Here is a 19,476-nt window from a genome sequence, read left to right as displayed (position 1 = left end):
GGTTTCGCTTTTACAAGGAAATCATCATGAAAAAAATCGCCATCTTTGCCGGCCTTGCCACCACCCTGGGCGTCTTGCCTGCCGCTCACGCCCAGTCGTCCGTCGAGCCGTCTTCCGTCACCCTGTATGGTTTGATGGATGCGGGCCTGGTGCAGGAAGGCGGCGTCAGCAAGCTCACCAGCGGCGTCTCGGCCGGTTCGCGCCTGGGCTTGCGCGGCACGGAATCCCTGGGCAATGGCTTGCACGCCGTGTTCACCCTGGAAGCGGGTGTCCTGAGCGACACGGGCCGCTCCGACCAGGCGGGGCAATTGTTTGGCCGCCAGGCCTTTGTCGGCATCGACAGCCCGCTGGGCATGCTGACCGTGGGCCGCCAGTACAACCTGCAAAGCCAGGCGCTGACCGACGTGGCCGACCCGTTCGAAGGCGGCCTGGCCGGCGCGGCAACCAACCTGGCCGGCTATTCGGCCACGCGTATCGACAATACCGTGCGCTACACCTCGCCGGAATGGCGCGGCGTCACGGGCACCGTCATGTATGGTGCCGGCGAGCACACGGGGATGGCGGCGGATCAGCGTTCGCTGGGCCTGGCCCTCGGCTATGTCAACGGTCCCCTGACCTTGCGCCTGGCGCGCCAGAGCCGTGCCGGCGAGCCGGGCAAGGCTGACGTCAACAACACCATTCTGGCCGGTAACTACAACTTTGGCGTAGCCACGGCGTTTGCCGGCTATGGCCGCAACACGGGCGATGGCAGCACCATGTTCTTTGCGGAAAATCCATACGGCGCGGCACAGGCGCCGGCCCAGTCGAGCGACAGCCGCGACGCCATCGTCGGCGTCTCCGTGCCGCTGGGTGCGACGACCCTGCTGGCCTCGTATGTGCGCAAGGATGACCGCGATGCGGCCAACCGCGATGCGCAGCAGCTGGCCATCGGCGCCACGTATGCCTTGTCCAAGCGCAGCAAGATCTATGTTGCCTACGCGCACATCCGCAACCGCAACGACGCCGCCTACATGGTGGGCAATGCCACGGAAGTTGGCAGCGGCAACCGCGCCTTCAACGTCGGCCTGCGCCACGCGTTTTAAGCGGGCAGCATGCTGCCTTCGCGCAGCAGCGTTTCGAAGGCGGGCGCGGCCAGGGGGCGGCTGAACAGGTAGCCCTGCATCTGGTCGCAGCCGTGCAGGCGCAGGAAGGCCAGCTGCTGCGCCGTTTCCACGCCTTCCGCGATCACTTTCAGGCGCAAGCTGTGCGCCAGCGAAATGATGGCGCGCACGATGGCCGCATCGTCGTCGCTGTGCGTGATGTCGCTGACGAAGGTTTTGTCGATTTTCAATACGTCGATGGGGAAGTGGCGCAGGTAGGCCAGGCTGGAATAGCCGGTGCCGAAGTCATCGATGGACAGTTGCACGCCCAGTCCCTTCAGCTTGGCCATGATGGACGTGGCTTGCTCCACGTCATGCATGACCATGCTTTCCGTCAATTCCAGTTCCAGATGGGTGGCGGCGAGGCCCGTCTCGGCCAGCGCTTGCGCCACCGCGTGCAGCAGATTTCTTTGCTTGAATTGCCGCGCCGACAGGTTGACGGCCAGGCGCAGCGGACCGTGGCCGGCCAGTTGCCAGGCGCGCGTCTGGGCACATGCCGTGCGCAGGACCCAGTCGCCGATGGGGATGATCAAGCCCATTTCCTCGGCCAGGCCAATGAAGCTGGCAGGCGGAATGCGTCCCAGTTGCGGATGTTGCCAGCGCAGCAGCGCTTCCATGCCCACCACCGCGCCGCTGGTCAAATCCAGCTGGGGCTGGTATTCGAGGTGAAATTGCCCCCGTTCCAGGGCGTGGCGCAATTCCCTCTCCAGGCCCAGCCGCTCCAGGGAGCCCGCATTCATGCTCGAGGCATAGAATTGCCAGTGGCCCCGTCCCTGTTCCTTGGCGCGGTACATGGCGATGTCCGCGTGCTTGATCAAGGTGTCGGCATCGTCGCCATCATCGGGATACACGGCCACGCCCATGCAGCAGCTGAGAAAAAATTCATATTCGCCCAGTTGCAGCGGCTGCGCCACGGCGTCCAGGATGCGCTGCAGGATGGCGGCGCCCGGTTCGCCATTGCCATGCTGGGGCAGCAGCAGGACGAATTCGTCGCCGCCCAGTCGCGCCACGGTGTCGACTTCGCGCGTGGCGTCGCGCAGGCGCCCGGCCACGTTTTTCAGCACCTGGTCGCCCGCATCGTGGCCCAGCGTGTCGTTGACGAATTTAAAGCGGTCGATGTCGATGAACACCACCCACAGGGGGAGCGTGCTGCGCCGCGTCACGGCCATCGCCTGCTCCAGCCGTTCGCGCAGCAGGGCCCGGTTGGCCAGGCCCGTCAGGATATCGTGCCTGGCCTGGAATTCCATCTCTTGTTCGAAGCGCATGACGGTGCTGATGTCGTACTGCGCCACGACAAAGTGGCTGACGGGGCCATCGCCATCATCGCGCACGGGGGCGACGAACAGCTCGCTCCAGTAACAACTGCCATCCTTGCGGAAATTGCGCACGATGGCCTTGCCTTCGCGCTGATCGCGCAGGGCCGCCGTAATGGCGTGCATGTCTTGCCGCCCTTGCTGCGGACCCTGCAAGTCTTCCAGGCGCTGTCCGATCACCTCGTTGCCGGCATAGCCGGTGATGCGCTCGAAGGCGGGGTTGACGTATTCGATCAGGTAGCCGGGCGCGTCGGCGCTGCACAGGATGATGGCATTGGCCGACACTTCGATGATGCGTTCGCGCAGCCGCAGCGATTTCTCATTGTGCATGCGCGCGGCGATGTCTTCGGACAGGCGCAAATTGGCGAATTGCAGCGCCGCCGTGCGCTCGCCCGTGATGCGGGCAATCACGGAATTGCGCGACACGAGCTGATACACATACGCCGTTGCGAGCAGGCTCGACAGCAGGCCGCCCAGCAGCACGTACAGCGAGCCGCGACGGTTCGCATCCAGGCCCATGCCTTTGGCCGGCAGCATGGCGGCGCGCAGCGTCTGTCCGCTGGCGTGGTACTGCAGCAGCAGCCGGGTGCTTTCCGACTCGATCTGGCGCGCCGAGGCGTAGCACAGGGCCGTCAGGCACAGCCCGAACGCCAGGGTGAGCAGGGCCGAGGTGGAAACGGAAATGGAGATGCGTTTGAAGAATGATTGCATGATGGCGTCCGGTGGCTGCGCCAGCGCCGATCCATGATCAGGCAGGCCGGGCAGTGACCGACTGTAGGGCGGGCGGCGAAATACCGTCCGTTCGCTACCGAACGGACGGCCATGCCAGCAAGAAATATAGTCGGGGCACTGTGCCAGCGCTGTGTTACGCTGCACCCCATGGCGGCCCTCGTTCGGACGCCTTTCATCGATCCCCTAGCTGACGACTGGAAACCAGGAAACCTGCCCATGTCGAGTCCGCATGCCCAGCTGCACAACCCGAATCAAAACCATTTGCTTGCCGCCATGCTCGACGCCGATTTCGCGCGCCTGGCGCCCCACCTGGAGCAAGTGTCCATGCTGCTCGGTGACGTGATCTACGACTCGGGCGACAAGCTGCAGCATGTGTATTTCCCCACCACGGCCATCGTGTCCATTCACTACCTGCTGGAAAACGGCGGTTCGTCGGAAATCGCCGGCGTCGGCAATGAAGGCGTCGTGGGCGTGTCGCTGTTCATGGGCGGCAACTCGACGCCGAGCCGTGCCGTCGTGCAGACGGGCGGCGTCGGCTATCGCCTGAAGGCCCACCTGCTGATGGAGGAATTCGACCGCGCCGGTCCCGTCATGCGTTTGCTGCTGCGCTATACGCAAGCCTTGATCACGCAAATGTCGCAGACGGCCGTGTGCAACCGCCACCATACGGTGGAGCAGCAACTGTGCCGCTGGCTGCTGCTGACCATGGACCGCCTGCCGAACCGCGAGCTGACGATGACGCAGGAGTTGATTGCCAACATGCTGGGCGTGCGCCGCGAAGGCGTGACGGAAGCGGCCGGGCGCCTGCAGCAGCGCGGCTTCATCAGTTACCGGCGCGGCCATATCTCCGTGCAGGACCGCGCCGGCCTCGAAGGCCACGTGTGCGAATGCTATGGCGTGGTCAAGAAGGAATTCGCGCGCCTGCTGTCGGACGTGCGCCAGCGCCAGGGTTCCTGATCACCGCACTCCCTTCCTATCGTTGTCATTGCCCAGGCTCATCATGCAATCTGTCGAAAACATTCCCCCGCGCGCACCGTCGCGCTGGCCCATGGCGCTGGCGTTTTCCTTCAGCGCCGTCGCGCTGCTGGCCGTCGGCGTGCTGGCCTGGCGCGCGCCGTTCGAGACGGCCTGCGTCATCGACGCGCTGGTCTTCCTGCTGCTGATGCTGCTTGTGGCGCTGTACCGGCGCACCGTGGCGGCCAGCCTGCCGCGCCAGTTGCTCAAGGCGGGCGCCTTGCAGGATGCAATTTTCAACAGCGCCAATTTCTCGTGCATCGCCACCGATGCGCAGGGCGTGATCCAGATTTTCAATGTGGGCGCGGAACGCATGCTCGGCTATGAGGCCAGCGACGTGGTCGACAAGCTGACGCCGGCCGGCATTTCCGACGCGCAAGAAATCGTCGCGCGCGCCGCCGCCCTCAGCGCCGAACTCGACACCGTCATCACGCCCGGCGTGGAAGCGCTCGTGTTCAAGGCGGGGCGCGGCATCGAAGACATCTATGAACAGACCTACATCCGCAAGGATGGCAGCCGCTTCCCCGCCATCGTTTCCGTGACGGCCTTGCGCGACGCGCAGAGCAAGGTCATCGGTTACCTGCTGATCGGCACGGACAATACGGTGCGCAAGCAGGTCGAGGCGGAACAGGCGCTGCTGGACCAGCGCCTGCGCGAACAGCAGGCGTACACGCGCTCGCTGGTCGAGACCAACAATGCCGAGCTGAAGAAGGCGCGCCAGGTGGCGGAAAAGGCCAACCGCGCCAAGTCCGAATTCCTGTCGAGCATGAGCCATGAATTGCGCACGCCCTTGAATGCCGTGCTCGGCTTTGCGCAGCTGATGGCCTCCGACGTGCCGCCGCCAAGCCCGCCGCAGCAGCGCTCGATCGAGCAGATCCTCAAGGGCGGCTGGTATCTCTTGCGTTTGATCAATGAAATCCTCGACCTGGCCATGATCGAGTCGGGCAAGGTGACTCTGTCGCAGGAAGCGATGTCCCTGCTCGACGTGTTGCAGGATTGCCAGGCCATGATCGCGCCGCAGGCGGAAAAGCGCGGTATCCGCATGCAGTTTCCCCGCTGCGGCCAGGCCTTCTATGTGCATGCGGACCGCACGCGCGTGAAACAGGTGATGGTCAACCTGCTGTCGAACGCCATCAAGTACAACCAGGGTGGCGGCGCCGTCACCGTCGAATGCAGCCGGCATGGCGAGCGCGTGCGCGTGAGCGTGCGCGACAGCGGCGCCGGCCTCGACGCGGGACAGGTGGCGCAATTGTTCCAGCCATTTAACCGCCTGGGACAGGAAAACAGCACGGAAGAGGGCACGGGCATCGGCCTCGTCGTTACCAAGCAGTTGGTCGAATTGATGGGCGGCACCATCGGCGTCGACAGCACCGTCGGCGTGGGCACCACGTTCTGGTTCGAGCTGGCCGCCAGCAGCGCGCCGGCACTGGTGCTGGGCGACGGCGACGCCTTGCCGCAGCTGCAAGAGCCGCAGGCAAGCCAGTGCACCCTGCTGTACGTGGAAGACAATCCCGCCAACCTGGCGCTGGTCGAGCAATTGATCGCCCGCCGCAGCGACTTGAAACTGCTGACGGCCATCGATGCGCACCTGGGCATCGACCTGGCGCGCACCTACCAGCCGGACGTGATCTTGATGGATATCAACCTTCCCGGCATCAGCGGCTATGGCGCCCTGCATATCCTGCATGATGATCCGCTCACCAGCCACATTCCCGTCATGGCCCTGTCGGCCAATGCCGTGCCGCGCGACATCGAGAAAGGCCTGGAAGCGGGTTTCTTCCGTTACCTGACCAAGCCGATCAAGGTCGTCGAATTCATGGACGCGCTCGACGTGGCCCTGCGCCATGCGGCCGCGCACGGCCTGGCCGACGACATTCACGCAGTACGCTAATTCAGCAATTATTTTAGGAATACCGCCATGCTTCAAGCCACCGAGATCCTCAACGCCAGCATCCTCATCGTCGATGACCAGGAGGCCAACGTCATGCTGCTGGAACAGGTGTTGCGCAATGCCGGCTATACGCGCATCACGTCCACCATGGACCCGCAAGCCGTGCGCGCGCTGCATCAGCAGCACCGCTACGATTTGATCCTGCTCGACTTGCAGATGCCGGAAATGGATGGCTTCGAAGTGATGGAAGGCTTGCGCGACATCGAGGCGGGCAGCTATTTGCCGGTGCTGGTGATCACGGCCCAGCCCGGTCACAAGCTGCGCGCGCTGCAGGCCGGCGCCAAGGATTTCGTCAGCAAGCCCTTCGACCTGGTGGAAGTCAAGACGCGCATCCACAACATGCTGGAAGTGCGCCTGCTGTACCAGAAGCTGGCCGAATACAACAAGTCGCTGGAACAGATGGTGGAAGCGCGCACGGCGGAGTTGCGCGAAAGCGAAGCGCGCTTCCAGCGCTTCACGGAACTGTCGTCCGACTGGTACTGGGAACAGGATGCGCAAGGCAAGCTGACGCGCTTTTCCGGTCCCGTGGCAGAGATGCTGGGCATCGGCAGCGAGGAAGAGCCGCAGCGCTGGAACGCCACCGAACGCGCGCTGCTCGATGCAAAAATTGCTGCGCGGGAACCGTTTCTCGATTTTATCTACAGCCGCGCCAACCTCGACGGCAGCACGCAATATTTGCAGGTCAGCGGCGAACCGATGTTCGACACGGGCAGCCGCTTCATCGGCTACCGCGGCATCGGCCTCGATGTCACGCAGCGCCATCGCAATGTCTGATTTATACTTGTTGCTATCCATATCGACAAGGAAAGCATCATGACTGACAAATCCCCGCCGCAATACTGGTTCCCCGCCAAGACCTATGGCTGGGGCTGGGGCTTGCCCATCACTTGGCAGGGCTGGCTGGTGTTCCTGGCCGCGCTGGCGCTGTTCGCCTGCGGCGCCTTCCTGTTCCCGCCGCAAACCATGCTGGTGGGCTACATCGTCTATGAAGTGGCCATCGTTGGCGTGCTCATTTTCATCTGCCAGCTGAAGGGCGAACCGACCAGCTGGCGCTGGGGCAAGAAGAAATAAGCGTGATGGCATCTGTTGCAATGCAGCAGATGCGCAAAGACGACACCTGCAAGAAATCATCTGGCCACGCGCCTTGAAACGCGTATAATTGGCTCGCTGCCGCAAGGCGGCAAACGCTAGGGGTCCTGCCTTTTCTGTGGAAACACGGTGAAGCGCGGGTGAGAAATACCCTCCGAACCTGATCTGGATAATGCCAGCGAAGGGAAGCTTTAGGATGAACGCCCCCCGCTTTTCCGCGTGCGCGCAGCCGAACCTCCTTAGCTGGCTCCAGGCTTAAAAATAGTCTAGCCAAGGAGCCAAAATGAACGCCAATCCCCAATTCCTCTCCGCCACCGCCACGGTCGACGAAGCCGCCATCGCGCCGCTGCCCAATTCGCGCAAGATCTACGTGCAGGGCAGCCGTCCCGACATCCGCGTGCCCATGCGCGAAATCAGCCAGTCCGACACGGAAGCGTCGTTCGGCGGCGAAAAGAATCCGCCGATCTACGTCTACGACACCTCCGGCCCGTACACGGACCCGGACGTGCAGATCGACATCCGCTCCGGCCTCGACACGCCGCGCCTGCCGTGGATCATGGAGCGGGCCGACACGGAGGAATTGCCCGGCCCGACCTCCGACTACGGCATCGCGCGCCTGGCGGACCCGAAGCTGGCCGAGCTGCGTTTCAACCTGCACCGCAAGCCGCGCCGCGCCATCGCCGGCAAGAACGTGACGCAAATGCACTATGCGCGCCAGGGCATCATCACGCCGGAAATGGAATTCGTCGCCATCCGCGAAAACATGCGCCGGCAGGAGTATTTGCGCGAACTCAAGGCTTCCGGCCCCATGGGCGAGCGCCTGGCCGAGCTGATGGGGCGCCAGCATCCTGGCCAATCGTTCGGCGCCAGCATTCCGGCTGACATCACGCCGGAATTCGTGCGCGAGGAAATCGCCCGCGGCCGCGCCATCATTCCCGCCAACATCAACCACCCGGAAGTCGAACCGATGATCATCGGCCGCAATTTCCTGGTGAAAATCAATGCGAATATCGGCAACTCGGCCGTGACGTCTTCCATCGGCGAGGAAGTGGAAAAGATGACCTGGGCCATCCGCTGGGGCGGCGACAACGTGATGGATTTGTCCACGGGCAAACATATCCATGAAACGCGCGAATGGATCGTGCGCAACAGCCCCGTGCCGATCGGCACCGTGCCCATCTACCAGGCGCTGGAAAAGGTGAATGGCAAGGCCGAAGATCTGACGTGGGAAATCTTCCGCGACACCCTGATCGAGCAGGCCGAGCAGGGCGTCGACTACTTCACCATCCACGCGGGCGTGCTGCTGCGCTATGTGCCGATGACGGCCAAGCGCCTGACGGGCATCGTCTCGCGCGGCGGCTCCATCATGGCGAAATGGTGTCTGGCGCACCACCAGGAATCGTTCCTCTACACGCATTTCGAAGAGATCTGCGAAATCATGAAGGCGTACGACGTGTCGTTTTCGCTGGGCGACGGCTTGCGCCCCGGCTCCATCTACGACGCCAACGACGAAGCGCAGCTGGGCGAACTGAAAACCCTGGGCGAACTGACCCAAATTGCCTGGAAGCACGACGTGCAAGTGATGATCGAGGGCCCCGGCCACGTGCCGATGCAGCTGATCAAGGAAAACATGGACTTGCAGCTGGAGCAGTGCGGCGAAGCGCCGTTCTACACCCTGGGACCGCTGACGACGGATATCGCGCCCGGCTACGACCACATCACTTCGGGCATCGGCGCGGCCATGATCGGCTGGTACGGCACGGCCATGCTGTGCTATGTGACGCCGAAGGAACACCTGGGCCTGCCCAACAAGGCGGACGTCAAGGACGGCATCATCACGTACAAGATCGCGGCGCACGCGGCCGACCTGGCGAAAGGCCATCCGGGCGCGCAAATCCGCGACAACGCCCTGTCGAAAGCGCGCTTCGAGTTCCGCTGGGACGACCAGTTCAACATCGGCCTGGACCCGGACAAGGCGCGCGAATTCCACGATGAAACCTTGCCCAAGGATTCGGCCAAGGTGGCGCATTTCTGCTCCATGTGCGGCCCGCACTTCTGCTCGATGAAGATCACGCAGGAAGTGCGCGAATACGCGGCCGGCATGGGCATCGCGGAAGACCAGGCGCTCAAGCAGGGCATGGAGGTGAAAGCCATCGAATTCGTCAAGAACGGCGCCGAGCTGTACCGCAAGGTCTGAAGGAGAGCGTGATGCCTGCATTGATATCCATCACGCTCAATGGCGCGCCGCACCAGGTGCCGCCCGGGCAGACACTCGACCAATTGATCGCCGCGCTGTCGCTGGAAAACCAGGCGCTGGCGCTGGCCGTCAACCGCAACGTCGTGCCGCGCAAGGCATGGCAGGACAGGGTCCTGGAAACCCAGGACCAGGTAGAAATCGTCCGCGCCATCGGCGGCGGCTGAAAACGTCCAGGCAAACCTACTGCGCGGCGCGCTTTGCGGCCTGCGATGCTCACCGTGCTTTAGCACGGTTGCGCGTCTCGGCCACAAATCATCGCCGCTCGCTACGGTTTTCTTTGGACGTCTAAAAACTTAAGGAAAAGCACATGAATACCGCAACAAACAAGGACCTGTTGACCATCGCAGGAAAACAGTACCAGTCGCGCCTGCTGGTCGGCAGCGGCAAGTACAAGGATTTGCCGCAGACGCGCGAAGCGACGGACGCGGCTGAGGCGCAGATCATCACGGTGGCGATCCGCAGGGTGAACATTGGCCAGGATCCGAACGCGCCCAGCCTGCTCGATGTCGTGCCGCCGGACCAGTACACGATTTTGCCGAACACGGCCGGCTGCTACAACGCCAAGGACGCCGTCTACACCCTGCAGCTGGCGCGCGAACTGCTGGGTGGACGCAATCTGGTGAAACTGGAAGTGCTGGGCGATGAAAAGACCCTGTTCCCGCACATGCCGGAAACCTTGATCGCGGCCGAAGCGCTGGTCAAGGATGGCTTCGACGTGATGGTCTACTGCAGCGACGATCCCATCCAGGCGAAGATTTTGGAAGACATCGGCTGCGTGGCCGTCATGCCGCTGGCCTCCCTGATCGGCTCGGGCATGGGCATCCTGAATCCGTGGAACTTGTCGCTGATCATCGATCAGGCGAAAGTGCCCGTGCTCGTCGATGCCGGCGTGGGCACGGCGTCGGATGCGGCCATCGCCATGGAGCTCGGTTGCGATGGCGTGCTGATGAATACGGCGATTGCCGGCGCGCGCGACCCCGTGCGCATGGCGCATGCGATGAAGCTGGCCGTGCGGGCCGGGCGCGAAGCATTCCTGGCGGGGCGCATGCCGCGCAAATTCGCCGCGTCGCCGTCGTCGCCGATGGCGGGCCGGCTGGCGTGATGGCGCAGCAACGTCCCACCGTGCTCGTGTTTGCGGGCCTGGACCCGTCGGGCGGCGCCGGCCTGGCCGCCGATATCGTGGCGAGCGCGGCCCAGGGCGCGCATGCCTTGCCCGTCATTACGGCGTTGACGGTGCAGGACAACGACCGCGTGTTTGCTGTCGAGCCCGTGGCGCCGGAGCTGCTGCGCCGCCAGGCGCAGGCGCTGATCGACAAGATCGCCATCGATGCAGTCAAAATCGGCATCCCCGGCAGCGCCGCGAACGCGGCCGTCATCGCGCAACTGATCGCGCAATGGCGGTTGGCCCGGCCAGACTTGCCCGTCGTGCTAGATCCCGTGCTGGCCAGCGGCCATGGCGACGTGCTCAGCCGGGACGACGCCGTGCTGGCGCTGGCGCCCTTGCTGCCCGTGACGACCGTGATCGTGCCGAACGGGCCGGAAGCGCTGGCCCTCGGTGGCGTGGAAAACCTGCTGGCGCAAGGCTGCCGGCACGTGCTGGTGACGGGCGGCCATGGCGAAGGCGACGAGGTACTCAACCGCTGGGTCGATGCCCATGGCGGCGAACGCGCCTGGCGCTGGCCGCGCCTGCCCGGCGCATTTCACGGCAGCGGCTGCACTTTGGCGTCCGCCATCGCGGCGCGCCTGGCGCTGGGGCAGGCGCTGCCCGACGCGCTGGCGCTGGCGCAAAGCTATTGCCACGCGGCGCTGGCCGGCGCGTATGCGATTGCGCCAGGCCAGCTCATGCCGCAACGATTCACTCAATAAGGAAAACATCATGCGTGGACTGTATCTGGTCACCCCGAACTGGGACGACACCGACCGCCTGCTCGACATCACGGAACAGGCTTTGCACGGCGGCGTGGCCGTCCTGCAATATCGCCACAAGAGCGCCGAGGCGGACCAGCGGCGCGAGCAGGCGGGCGCCTTGCTGGCCCTGGCCCGCAAATACGGCGTGCCCTTCATCATCAACGATTTTATCGAACTGTGCGAAGAGCTGGACGCGGACGGCGTGCACGTGGGTGGCACGGATGCGTCCGTGGCGCAGGTGCGCGCGCGGCTGGGGGCCGGCAAGATCGTCGGCGCCTCTTGCTATGGCGACATGGCCCTGGCCCGCACGGCCGAGGCCGGCGGCGCCAGCTATGTGGCCTTCGGCGGCTTCTATCCGTCGCTGGTGAAAAAGTATCCGGTGACGACGCCGCTCGATATCGTGCTGCAGGCGAAACGCGAGATCGCCTTGCCCTGCGTGGTGATCGGCGGCATGACGCCGGAGAACGCGGCGCCGCTGGTCGGGCGCGGCGCCGACATGGTGGCGGCGATCAGCAGCGTATTTGGCAACGGCTGCCAGGCGGACGATGTGGATATTGCAGTGCAGCAATTCAATCTGCTGTTTGCCCGCCAGGGCGAGCGTTTGCCGGGCGGTTTACGCACATAATCGGCATATAATAAGAACATCATTCATTACCGAGGTTCCCCACCCATGAGTCAGCCAGCCGCCGCGAAACGCCTTGTCCTGATCGTTGACGATGATCAGCTTCTGCTGGAATTCCTCGGCGAAATCCTGCGCCATGCCGGCTACGAGACGGCCCTGGCCACGTCGGCCGAAGTGGCGCTGCAAATGGTCGCCCAGCGCGAGCCGGACCTGGCCTTGCTCGACATCCACATGCCGGGCATGTCCGGCCTGGAGCTGGCCAAGCGCCTGCATGGCGAGACAGGCGTGCCGTTCATGTTCCTGTCCGGCAGCGGCGACAGCGAGTCGGGCAAGCAGGCGGCCGCCTACGGCGCCGTCGGCTATGTCGTCAAACCCGTCGACGAAGGCCGTTTGATGCCCGCGTTTGAAGCGGGCCTGGCACGCGCCGATGAAATCCGCCAGCTGCGCCGCACTGAGCTGAACCTGAACGCGGCCCTGGCCGCCGGCCGTGAAACGAGTCTGGCCGTGGGCCTCTTGATGGGGAAATTCCAGACCGACCGCAACACGGCGTTCGAAGTGCTGCGCGACCACGCCCGCTCCAGCCGCCGCAAGATCAATGAAATCGCCAGCCAGCTGTTGCTGGCCGAGGAAACCCTGAACGGCCTGCACGGCGCGTTCTTGAATCGGGCCAAGACCAAGTAAGTGTTTCCCTCGCGCCCGCCTGGCCGCCTTGTTATGATGTGACGATACGGCGCGCTGGCGCGCCTGGTTCAACCATACACAGGACATACATGAAAACCAAAGCAGCGATTGCATGGAAGGCGGGCGCGCCTTTGACCATCGAGGAAGTCGACCTGGCCGGCCCGCGCGAGGGCGAGGTACTGGTCGAGATCAAGGCCACCGGCATTTGCCATACCGATTACTACACCTTGTCGGGCGCCGATCCGGAAGGCATCTTCCCGTCCATCCTCGGCCATGAAGGCGCCGGCGTCGTCGTCGACGTGGGCCCGGGCGTGAAAAGCCTGAAAAAGGATGACCACGTCATCCCCCTGTACACGCCGGAATGCCGCCAGTGCAAATTCTGCCTGTCGCAAAAGACGAACCTGTGTCAGTCGATCCGCTCGACCCAGGGCCGTGGCCTGATGCCGGACGCGACTTCGCGCTTTTCCATCGACGGCAAGCCCATCTTCCACTACATGGGCACGTCCACCTTTTCCAATTACATCGTCGTGCCGGAAATCGCGCTGGCGAAGATCCGCGAAGATGCGCCCTTCGACAAGGTCTGCTACATCGGCTGCGGCGTGACGACGGGCGTGGGCGCCGTGCTGTTTACGGCCAAGGTGGAAGCGGGCGCGAATGTCGTCGTGTTCGGCCTGGGCGGCATCGGCCTGAACGTGATCCAGGCGGCGAAAATGGTCGGCGCCGACAAGATCATCGGCGTGGACATCAACCCGGCGCGCCAGGCCATCGCGCGCAAGTTCGGCATGACGCATTTTGTCAACGCCAACGAGGTGGAAAACGTTGTAGACACCATCGTGCAGTTGACGGACGGCGGCGCCGACTACAGTTTCGAGTGCATCGGCAATACCACCACCATGCGCCAGTCGCTCGAGTGCTGCCACAAGGGCTGGGGCCAGTCCATCATCATCGGCGTGGCGGCGGCGGGCCAGGAAATTTCCACGCGTCCGTTCCAACTGGTGACGGGGCGCGTGTGGAAAGGTTCCGCTTTCGGCGGCGCGCGCGGCCGCACGGACGTGCCAAAGATCGTCGACTGGTATATGGAAGGCAAGCTCAACATTGACGACCTGATCACGCACCGCTTGAAGCTCGACGACATCAACCAGGGCTTCGACCTGATGAAGAGCGGCGAATCGATCCGCTCCGTCGTGCTGTACTAATAATTTACGCCGTACCACGGCGTTTTGCGGAGGCTTCGGCCTCCGTTTTTTTTGCCTGGCGTTCCATCCATCTTCCGTGTTGACCATCCAGGCAGGGTTTTTTGCAGCCTGTCGCACCGCGCTGGAGGCCCGGTTCGCTTGCCGCTACAGTCAACGCTCCACTACTTTTGCGACGAGGCAGCCATGTCCACTTCCCACCGTTTGATCCTCAGCCTGGCCGGTATCCTGCTTGGCGGCAGCGCGCTGGCCGTGCAGCCGCCGCAGCCGCCCGCGCCACCGGCCCCGCCCGCCGCGCCCAGCGTGCAGGTCAGCCGTTCGCTCGACAAGGGTGAAAGCTATGCGCTGGTCGACGGCACCCGCGATGGCGAGGGCGTCATCGTCGTCGACAGCGATGTGCACTCGCGGCAGGTGGAAAAGCTCAAGCGCTCGATCAAGGGGCCGTTCCTGTGGTTCCGCGACCAGGGGCAGGCCTACGTGCTGCAGGATGCTGCCTTGCTGGGCAAGGTGCGCGCGGCATGGGAACCCTCGAAACAGCTCGGCAAGGAGATGAGCGCGCTCGGCGATCAAATGAGTGCGCATGGCAAGGCCATGGGCGAAATGGGCCGCAAGATGGGCGCCCATGGCGCGGCGCAGGCGAACGGCAGCGCGCGCGAGTCGGAACAGCTGCGCGCGCTGGGCCGCCAGCAGCAGGAGCTGGGCCGCAAGCTCGGCGACGCCTCGCGCCGCCAGGCGCTGGCCACGAGCGCCACGGCGCGCCGCGCGGCCGAGCGCGACGTGGAGCGCTTGCAGCAGCAGATGGAGGATGCGCAGGACGCCATGGAAGAGATCAACGACCGCATCGCCGACGTGCATGAGCGCGAGGCCGAGAAAGTGGAGCAGATGTCGCGCCAGATGGAGCAGCGCGGCAAACCGATGGATGCGCTGGGCAAGCAAATGGAGGACCTGGGCCGCCAGCAGGAAAAAGTCGTCCATCTCGCGGACAAGACCACGCGCCAGGTGATCGCCCAGGCGCTCAGCGAAGGGAAGGCGAAGCTGGTGCGCTGAGATGCCACACGGGGGCCACGGCGCGGTATTGCGCCGGCAACTGCCCCTGGGCCTCGTCCTCGCTGGCATATACGTCATCCTGCACCGTGTCCCAGCGGGCGTCGCAGCTGAAACGGTAGACTTGCGCCTCGTCTCCGTAGCGGCACACGGCCAGGCCGTGGATGGCGATGGGGGCGGCGCCATGCGCGTCGCTGACGTGGCCGAAGGGCAGGTCGGACCAGGCCCAGGCCAGTACGCGGGCGCCGTCGAGGTGGCTGGGAGGTGTCATGGGTATCGTTTCCGTCAGCTGTGCAGGGATGCCGATTGTAGCGCGCACGCGGCGAATGCGGCGCGACCGCTGGACAAATGCACAGTATTTTTAGCCATGCCGGTATAATCACCGGATGCAAAATCTTCTTCACAACCTCAATCCCGAACAATTGGCTGCCGTCACCTTGCCGGCGCAACATGCGCTGATCCTCGCCGGCGCCGGTTCGGGCAAGACCCGCGTGCTGACCACCCGCATCGCGTGGCTGATCCAGACCCAGCAGGTATCGCCGCCCGGCATCCTGGCCGTGACGTTTACCAATAAAGCCGCCAAGGAAATGCTCACGCGCCTGTCGGCCATGCTGCCGATTAATACGCGCGGCATGTGGATCGGCACCTTCCACGGCCTGTGCAACCGTTTGCTGCGCACGCACTACCGCGACGCGGCCTTGCCGCAGACCTTCCAGATCCTCGATTCGCAGGATCAATTGTCCGTGATCAAGCGCTTGTTGAAGGCAAATAACATCGATGATGAAAAATTCCCGCCGAAGACGGTGATGTATTTCATCAACAACGCCAAGGACCAGGGCTTGCGCGCCACGGACGTGGAAGCGTACGACGCGCACGAGCGCAAGATGGTCGAGCTGTACCAGCTGTACGACGACCAGTGCCAGCGCGAAGGCGTCGTCGATTTCGCGGAATTGCTGCTGCGCACGTATGAATTGCTGAGCCGTAACCAGCCGCTGCGCGAGCATTACCAGGCGCGTTTCCGCCATATCCTCGTCGACGAGTTCCAGGATACGAATAACCTGCAATACAACTGGCTCAAGTTGCTGGCCGGCCACGGCAGCCGCGATGGCGGCGCCCTGTTTGCCGTCGGCGACGACGACCAGAGCATCTACGCGTTCCGCGGCGCCAACGTGGGCAATATGAGCGCCTTCGAGCACGAGTTCCAGGTGAAGAACTTGATCAAGCTGGAGCAGAACTACCGCTCGCACGGCCATATCCTCGACAGCGCCAACGTGCTGATCGCGAACAATAGCAAGCGCCTGGGCAAGAATCTGCGCACGGACGCGGGCCATGGCGAGCAGGTGCGCGTGTACGAGGCCAGTTCCGACCTGCAGGAAGCGCAGTGGATCATCGATGAGGCGAAGAGCCTGATCGCCGATGGCGCCTCGCGCAGCGAAATTGCGATTCTGTACCGCTCGAATGCGCAGTCGCGCGTGATCGAACATGCGCTGTTCTCGGCCGCGATTCCGTATCACGTGTATGGCGGCCAGCGCTATTTCCAGCGCGCCGAGGTCAAGCACGCGATTGCGTATTTGCAATTGATGGACAATCCGCACAACGATTCGGCCTTCTTGCGTGTGGTCAATTTCCCCACGCGCGGCATCGGCATGCGCTCGATCGAGCAATTGCAGGCTGCGTCGGAACAGTACGGCATTTCGCTGTACGCGGCCGTGCCGTATGTGGCGGGCAAGGCGGGCAGCGTGCTGGCCGGCTTCGTGAAATTGATCGAAGGCGTGCGTTTTGAAACGCAGCAATTGTCCCTGCCGGAAATGGTGCGCGTGGTGCTGGAAGCGAGTACCTTGCTGCAACACTATCAGAATGAGAAGGAAGGCGCCGACCGCATCGAAAACCTGGAACAGATGGTCAGCGCGGCCAGCCAGTTCATTTCCGAGGAAGGTTTCGGCCAGGGTGCACCGGCCCACCTGGGCCCAAGCGCCCAGGCGCAGTCGGGCGCGCCCGTGGTGAACCAGGATGGCATCGAGATTCTGGACGCCGACGCGCCGCTGCCGGCCGTGATGTCGCCCCTCTCCGCGTTTTTATCGCACGCGTCGCTGGAAGCGGGCGACAACCAGGCGCAGGCGGGCCAGGATGCGTTGCAGATGATGACGGTGCACTCGGCCAAGGGCCTGGAATTCGACAACGTCTTCATCACCGGCCTGGAAGAGGGCCTGTTCCCGCACGAAAGCAGCTCGAAGGAAGACAATGGCGTGGAAGAGGAACGCCGGCTGATGTACGTGGCCATCACGCGCGCGCGCAAGCGCCTGTACATGAGCTTTTCGCAGACGCGCATGCTGCACGGCCAGACGCGCTACAACATGAAGTCGCGCTTCTTCGATGAATTGCCGGAAGAAGCGTTGAAATGGCTGTCGCCGAAGGTGCAGGCGAACTGGTTCGGCAACCGCAAGTCGGCCTGGGACGAGGCGCCCAAGGTGGCCAGCCTCGGTTCGGACAATGCGATTGCGCAAAAGATCGCGCAAAAAGCCACGGGCGGCGGCTGGCGCATCGGCGAATCCGTGGCGCACGCCAAGTTCGGCGAAGGCGTGATCGTCAATATCGAAGGCGGCGGCGGCAATGCGCGCGCGCAAATCAACTTTGGACAGCACGGCATGAAGGTGCTGGACCTGGGGATCGCCAAGCTGGAACGATTGGGAAGGTAAATGCCGGGGTCAGACCCCGGTTTTAATTCTTGTCCAGCGACACCGTCTTGCCCTCATCGGCGGGCAGGCCGAAGATTTGGCGGTAGGCGGCGTAGAACGAGCAATGCATGATGATGGTGAGTATCATCGACAGCGGCATCATCAGTTGCATCATCAGCGGCGTGCGGCCAAAGATGACGGCCAGCAACTGGCTGGTGACGACGCTGATGGCGAACCAGGTGGCGGCGAAGACGATGAAGGCCGACAGCGAACGCCAGACGGCGAAAAAGCTGAAGAACAGCGCCTTGCCCAGCCCGGTTTGTTTCCAGTAGATCAGCGGCGCGGCAAAGCAGAAGGCCATGGCGGCCGGCACGTACAGCACGATGGCCAGCAGGATGCCCAGGCCCAGGCGCGATTCGGGGATGGCGGCGCGCGCCGCCTCTTCCGTCAATTGCCCGGTGACCAGTTGCCACAGCAAGCCGTCGTCCACCAGGGTCGAGGCGCCGATGGCAACGATGGCCATCAGGATGTACAGCACGCCCAGGCCGAACAGCGAAGGAAAGGCCGGCTTGCGGAAGCCCGAGATCAGGAGGCTGGGCAAGACGCGCTTGCCCTGGTCGATGTTCAGGCAGCCTTGCACGAAGGCGACGGAAAACACGGGCACGAGGATGACGGGCAGCATCTGACCGAGCACGGGCACGATGCTGACGGCCAGCATGCAGAACATATAGCCGAGAAACAGCATCGACATGCCGCCAGGTTGCTGGCGAAACAGGGCGAAGCCTTGTTTCACCCATTGCCAACCTGTACTTGCAGGTAATTTTTCCATGTTTAAAACAGTTCCGGAGCAGGTGTGGCGATACGTTCGCGCAGAATGCGTTCGAAATGCGTGGGATCGTGCGGGGTCAGCATTTCCGCTTCGCGCGGCTGGTAATAATCGTACAGGCGCGACAGCCAGAAACGCAGCGCGGCGGCGCGCAGCATCGGTTGCCAGGCCGTCTTTTCTTCATGTGTGAACGGGCGCACGGCGTGGTAGGCGTCGAGCAGGGCGCGCACGCGTACCGTGTCGAGCACGCCCGTGTCCAGGTCCACGCACCAGTCGTTGACGGTGACGGCCACGTCGAACAGCCAGGTGTCGCAGCCGGCAAAGTAAAAGTCGAAAAAGCCCGTCAGGCGTTCGCCGTCAAACATGACGTTGTCGCGGAACAAGTCGGCATGCACGGGACCGCGCGGGATGGCTTTATAGGTGGCGCAGGCAGCAAAAGCGTCCTGGAAATGGATTTCCGCGCGCAGCAAGTGCGCCTTGGCAGCGTCGAGGTGGTGCAGGACGAGTGGCGTGGTGGCGTTCCACCAGTCCAGTCCGCGCAGATTCGGCTGCTGCAGGGGGAAGTCCTGCGCCGCCAGGTGCATCTTCGCCAGCATGGCGCCGACCGCCGCGCAGTGCACGGCTTGCGGCGCAATCTGCGAGCTGCCGTCGAGTTTGCTGACGATGGCGGCCGGCTTGCCTTGCAAGGCCGTCACCAGTTCGCCGTCCGCATTGGCGATCGGCGCGGGCACCAGTACGCCCCGGTCCGCCAAATGGCGCATCAGTTGCAGATAGAACGGCAATTGCTCGAAGCTGAGGTTTTCAAAGATCGTCAGCACATATTCGCCGCGCTCCGTGCTCAGGAAGAAATTGCTGTTTTCGATGCCGGATGCGATGCCCTTGAGCGCCAGAGGTTTGCCGAGTGGAAACTGCGTGATCCACTGGCCGATATCGTCCAGGTGTAGCGCGGTAAAAACTGCCATGGGAAAGAGAGGAATGGTCTAAAAGGTCAAAAAAAGCCGGCTGCCCCGCAGGTGGCCGGGGCAGGGCATA

The 19,476-nt window shown here is 63.5% G+C and carries 18 protein-coding genes and 1 riboswitch; of the genes, 14 read left to right on the top strand and 4 right to left on the bottom strand.

What is annotated here, in order from left to right:
• The first annotated feature begins 26 nt into the window (after positions 1-26).
• The gene (locus J0O65_RS08300; protein ID WP_215405811.1) at positions 27-1,082 is read left to right on the top strand and encodes a porin; all 1,056 of its coding nucleotides are present in this window, start codon (positions 27-29) and stop codon (positions 1,080-1,082) included.
• Here the strand turns inward: J0O65_RS08300 and J0O65_RS08295 are convergent.
• Positions 1,079-3,163, bottom strand: a complete 2,085-nt coding sequence (locus tag J0O65_RS08295) for a putative bifunctional diguanylate cyclase/phosphodiesterase (RefSeq protein ID WP_215405809.1) — start codon at positions 3,161-3,163, stop codon at positions 1,079-1,081. The two genes, J0O65_RS08300 and J0O65_RS08295, sit on opposite strands and share 4 nt — an antisense overlap.
• A 237-nt stretch (positions 3,164-3,400) precedes the next feature.
• Here J0O65_RS08295 and J0O65_RS08290 point away from each other — a divergent pair, with 237 nt between their 5' ends.
• From J0O65_RS08290 to J0O65_RS08235, 12 genes are all read left to right on the top strand, one after another.
• Complete coding sequence (locus tag J0O65_RS08290; protein WP_215405807.1) at positions 3,401-4,141, top strand: Crp/Fnr family transcriptional regulator; 741 nt, start codon at positions 3,401-3,403, stop codon at positions 4,139-4,141.
• Between the two features lie 43 nt (positions 4,142-4,184).
• Positions 4,185-6,089, top strand: coding sequence for a PAS domain-containing hybrid sensor histidine kinase/response regulator (locus J0O65_RS08285; RefSeq protein WP_251373600.1), 1,905 nt, complete (start codon positions 4,185-4,187; stop codon positions 6,087-6,089).
• A 27-nt stretch (positions 6,090-6,116) separates the two neighbouring features.
• Positions 6,117-6,923, top strand: coding sequence for a response regulator (locus tag J0O65_RS08280; RefSeq protein WP_215405805.1), 807 nt, complete (start codon positions 6,117-6,119; stop codon positions 6,921-6,923).
• A gap of 39 nt (positions 6,924-6,962) precedes the next feature.
• Positions 6,963-7,220: a hypothetical protein gene (locus tag J0O65_RS08275; protein ID WP_215405803.1), complete on the top strand. Its 258-nt coding sequence runs from the start codon at positions 6,963-6,965 to the stop codon at positions 7,218-7,220.
• A 108-nt stretch (positions 7,221-7,328) separates the two neighbouring features.
• Positions 7,329-7,442: riboswitch (TPP riboswitch) on the top strand.
• A gap of 79 nt (positions 7,443-7,521) precedes the next feature.
• On the top strand, positions 7,522-9,435 hold the full coding sequence (gene thiC, locus J0O65_RS08270; RefSeq protein WP_215405801.1) for a phosphomethylpyrimidine synthase ThiC: 1,914 nt from the start codon (positions 7,522-7,524) through the stop codon (positions 9,433-9,435).
• Between the two features lie 20 nt (positions 9,436-9,455).
• A complete protein-coding gene (thiS, locus tag J0O65_RS08265) occupies positions 9,456-9,659 on the top strand; it encodes a sulfur carrier protein ThiS (protein ID WP_215406019.1) in 204 nt (67 codons plus the stop codon).
• A gap of 143 nt (positions 9,660-9,802) precedes the next feature.
• The gene (locus tag J0O65_RS08260; protein WP_215405799.1) at positions 9,803-10,597 is read left to right on the top strand and encodes a thiazole synthase; all 795 of its coding nucleotides are present in this window, start codon (positions 9,803-9,805) and stop codon (positions 10,595-10,597) included.
• Positions 10,597-11,361 (top strand): bifunctional hydroxymethylpyrimidine kinase/phosphomethylpyrimidine kinase, encoded by a 765-nt coding sequence (gene thiD / locus J0O65_RS08255; protein WP_215405797.1) that lies wholly within the window; start codon positions 10,597-10,599, stop codon positions 11,359-11,361. Before J0O65_RS08260 ends, thiD begins: the two co-directional genes overlap by 1 nt.
• A 10-nt stretch (positions 11,362-11,371) precedes the next feature.
• Positions 11,372-12,028, top strand: a complete 657-nt coding sequence (gene thiE / locus J0O65_RS08250) for a thiamine phosphate synthase (RefSeq protein ID WP_215405795.1) — start codon at positions 11,372-11,374, stop codon at positions 12,026-12,028.
• Between the two features lie 45 nt (positions 12,029-12,073).
• The gene (locus tag J0O65_RS08245) at positions 12,074-12,706 is read left to right on the top strand and encodes an ANTAR domain-containing response regulator (protein ID WP_215405792.1); all 633 of its coding nucleotides are present in this window, start codon (positions 12,074-12,076) and stop codon (positions 12,704-12,706) included.
• 89 nt (positions 12,707-12,795) lie between these two features.
• A complete protein-coding gene (locus tag J0O65_RS08240; RefSeq protein WP_100875565.1) occupies positions 12,796-13,902 on the top strand; it encodes an S-(hydroxymethyl)glutathione dehydrogenase/class III alcohol dehydrogenase in 1,107 nt (368 codons plus the stop codon).
• Between the two features lie 183 nt (positions 13,903-14,085).
• Positions 14,086-14,946 (top strand): hypothetical protein, encoded by an 861-nt coding sequence (locus tag J0O65_RS08235; RefSeq protein WP_215405790.1) that lies wholly within the window; start codon positions 14,086-14,088, stop codon positions 14,944-14,946.
• On the opposite strand, the gene J0O65_RS08230 is transcribed toward J0O65_RS08235, so the two are convergent.
• Positions 14,915-15,214 (bottom strand): hypothetical protein, encoded by a 300-nt coding sequence (locus tag J0O65_RS08230; RefSeq protein WP_215405788.1) that lies wholly within the window; start codon positions 15,212-15,214, stop codon positions 14,915-14,917. The two genes, J0O65_RS08235 and J0O65_RS08230, sit on opposite strands and share 32 nt — an antisense overlap.
• Before the next feature lie 115 nt (positions 15,215-15,329).
• Between J0O65_RS08230 and J0O65_RS08225 the strand changes: the two genes are divergently transcribed.
• Entirely contained in the window at positions 15,330-17,639 is a 2,310-nt protein-coding gene (locus J0O65_RS08225) for a UvrD-helicase domain-containing protein (protein WP_215405786.1), read from the top strand.
• A 22-nt stretch (positions 17,640-17,661) separates the two neighbouring features.
• On the opposite strand, the gene J0O65_RS08220 is transcribed toward J0O65_RS08225, so the two are convergent.
• Both J0O65_RS08220 and J0O65_RS08215 read right to left on the bottom strand, forming a co-directional pair.
• On the bottom strand, positions 17,662-18,447 hold the full coding sequence (locus tag J0O65_RS08220; protein ID WP_215405784.1) for a BPSS1780 family membrane protein: 786 nt from the start codon (positions 18,445-18,447) through the stop codon (positions 17,662-17,664).
• Positions 18,448-18,449: 2 nt separating this feature from the next.
• Positions 18,450-19,406, bottom strand: coding sequence for a homoserine kinase (locus J0O65_RS08215; RefSeq protein ID WP_215405782.1), 957 nt, complete (start codon positions 19,404-19,406; stop codon positions 18,450-18,452).
• Between the last annotated feature and the right edge of the window lie 70 nt (positions 19,407-19,476).

It is taken from the genome of Janthinobacterium sp. JC611 (assembly GCF_018682595.1).
Classification (GTDB): Bacteria; Pseudomonadota; Gammaproteobacteria; order Burkholderiales; family Burkholderiaceae_D; genus Janthinobacterium.
This window is presented reverse-complemented; position numbering and strand designations above follow the sequence as displayed.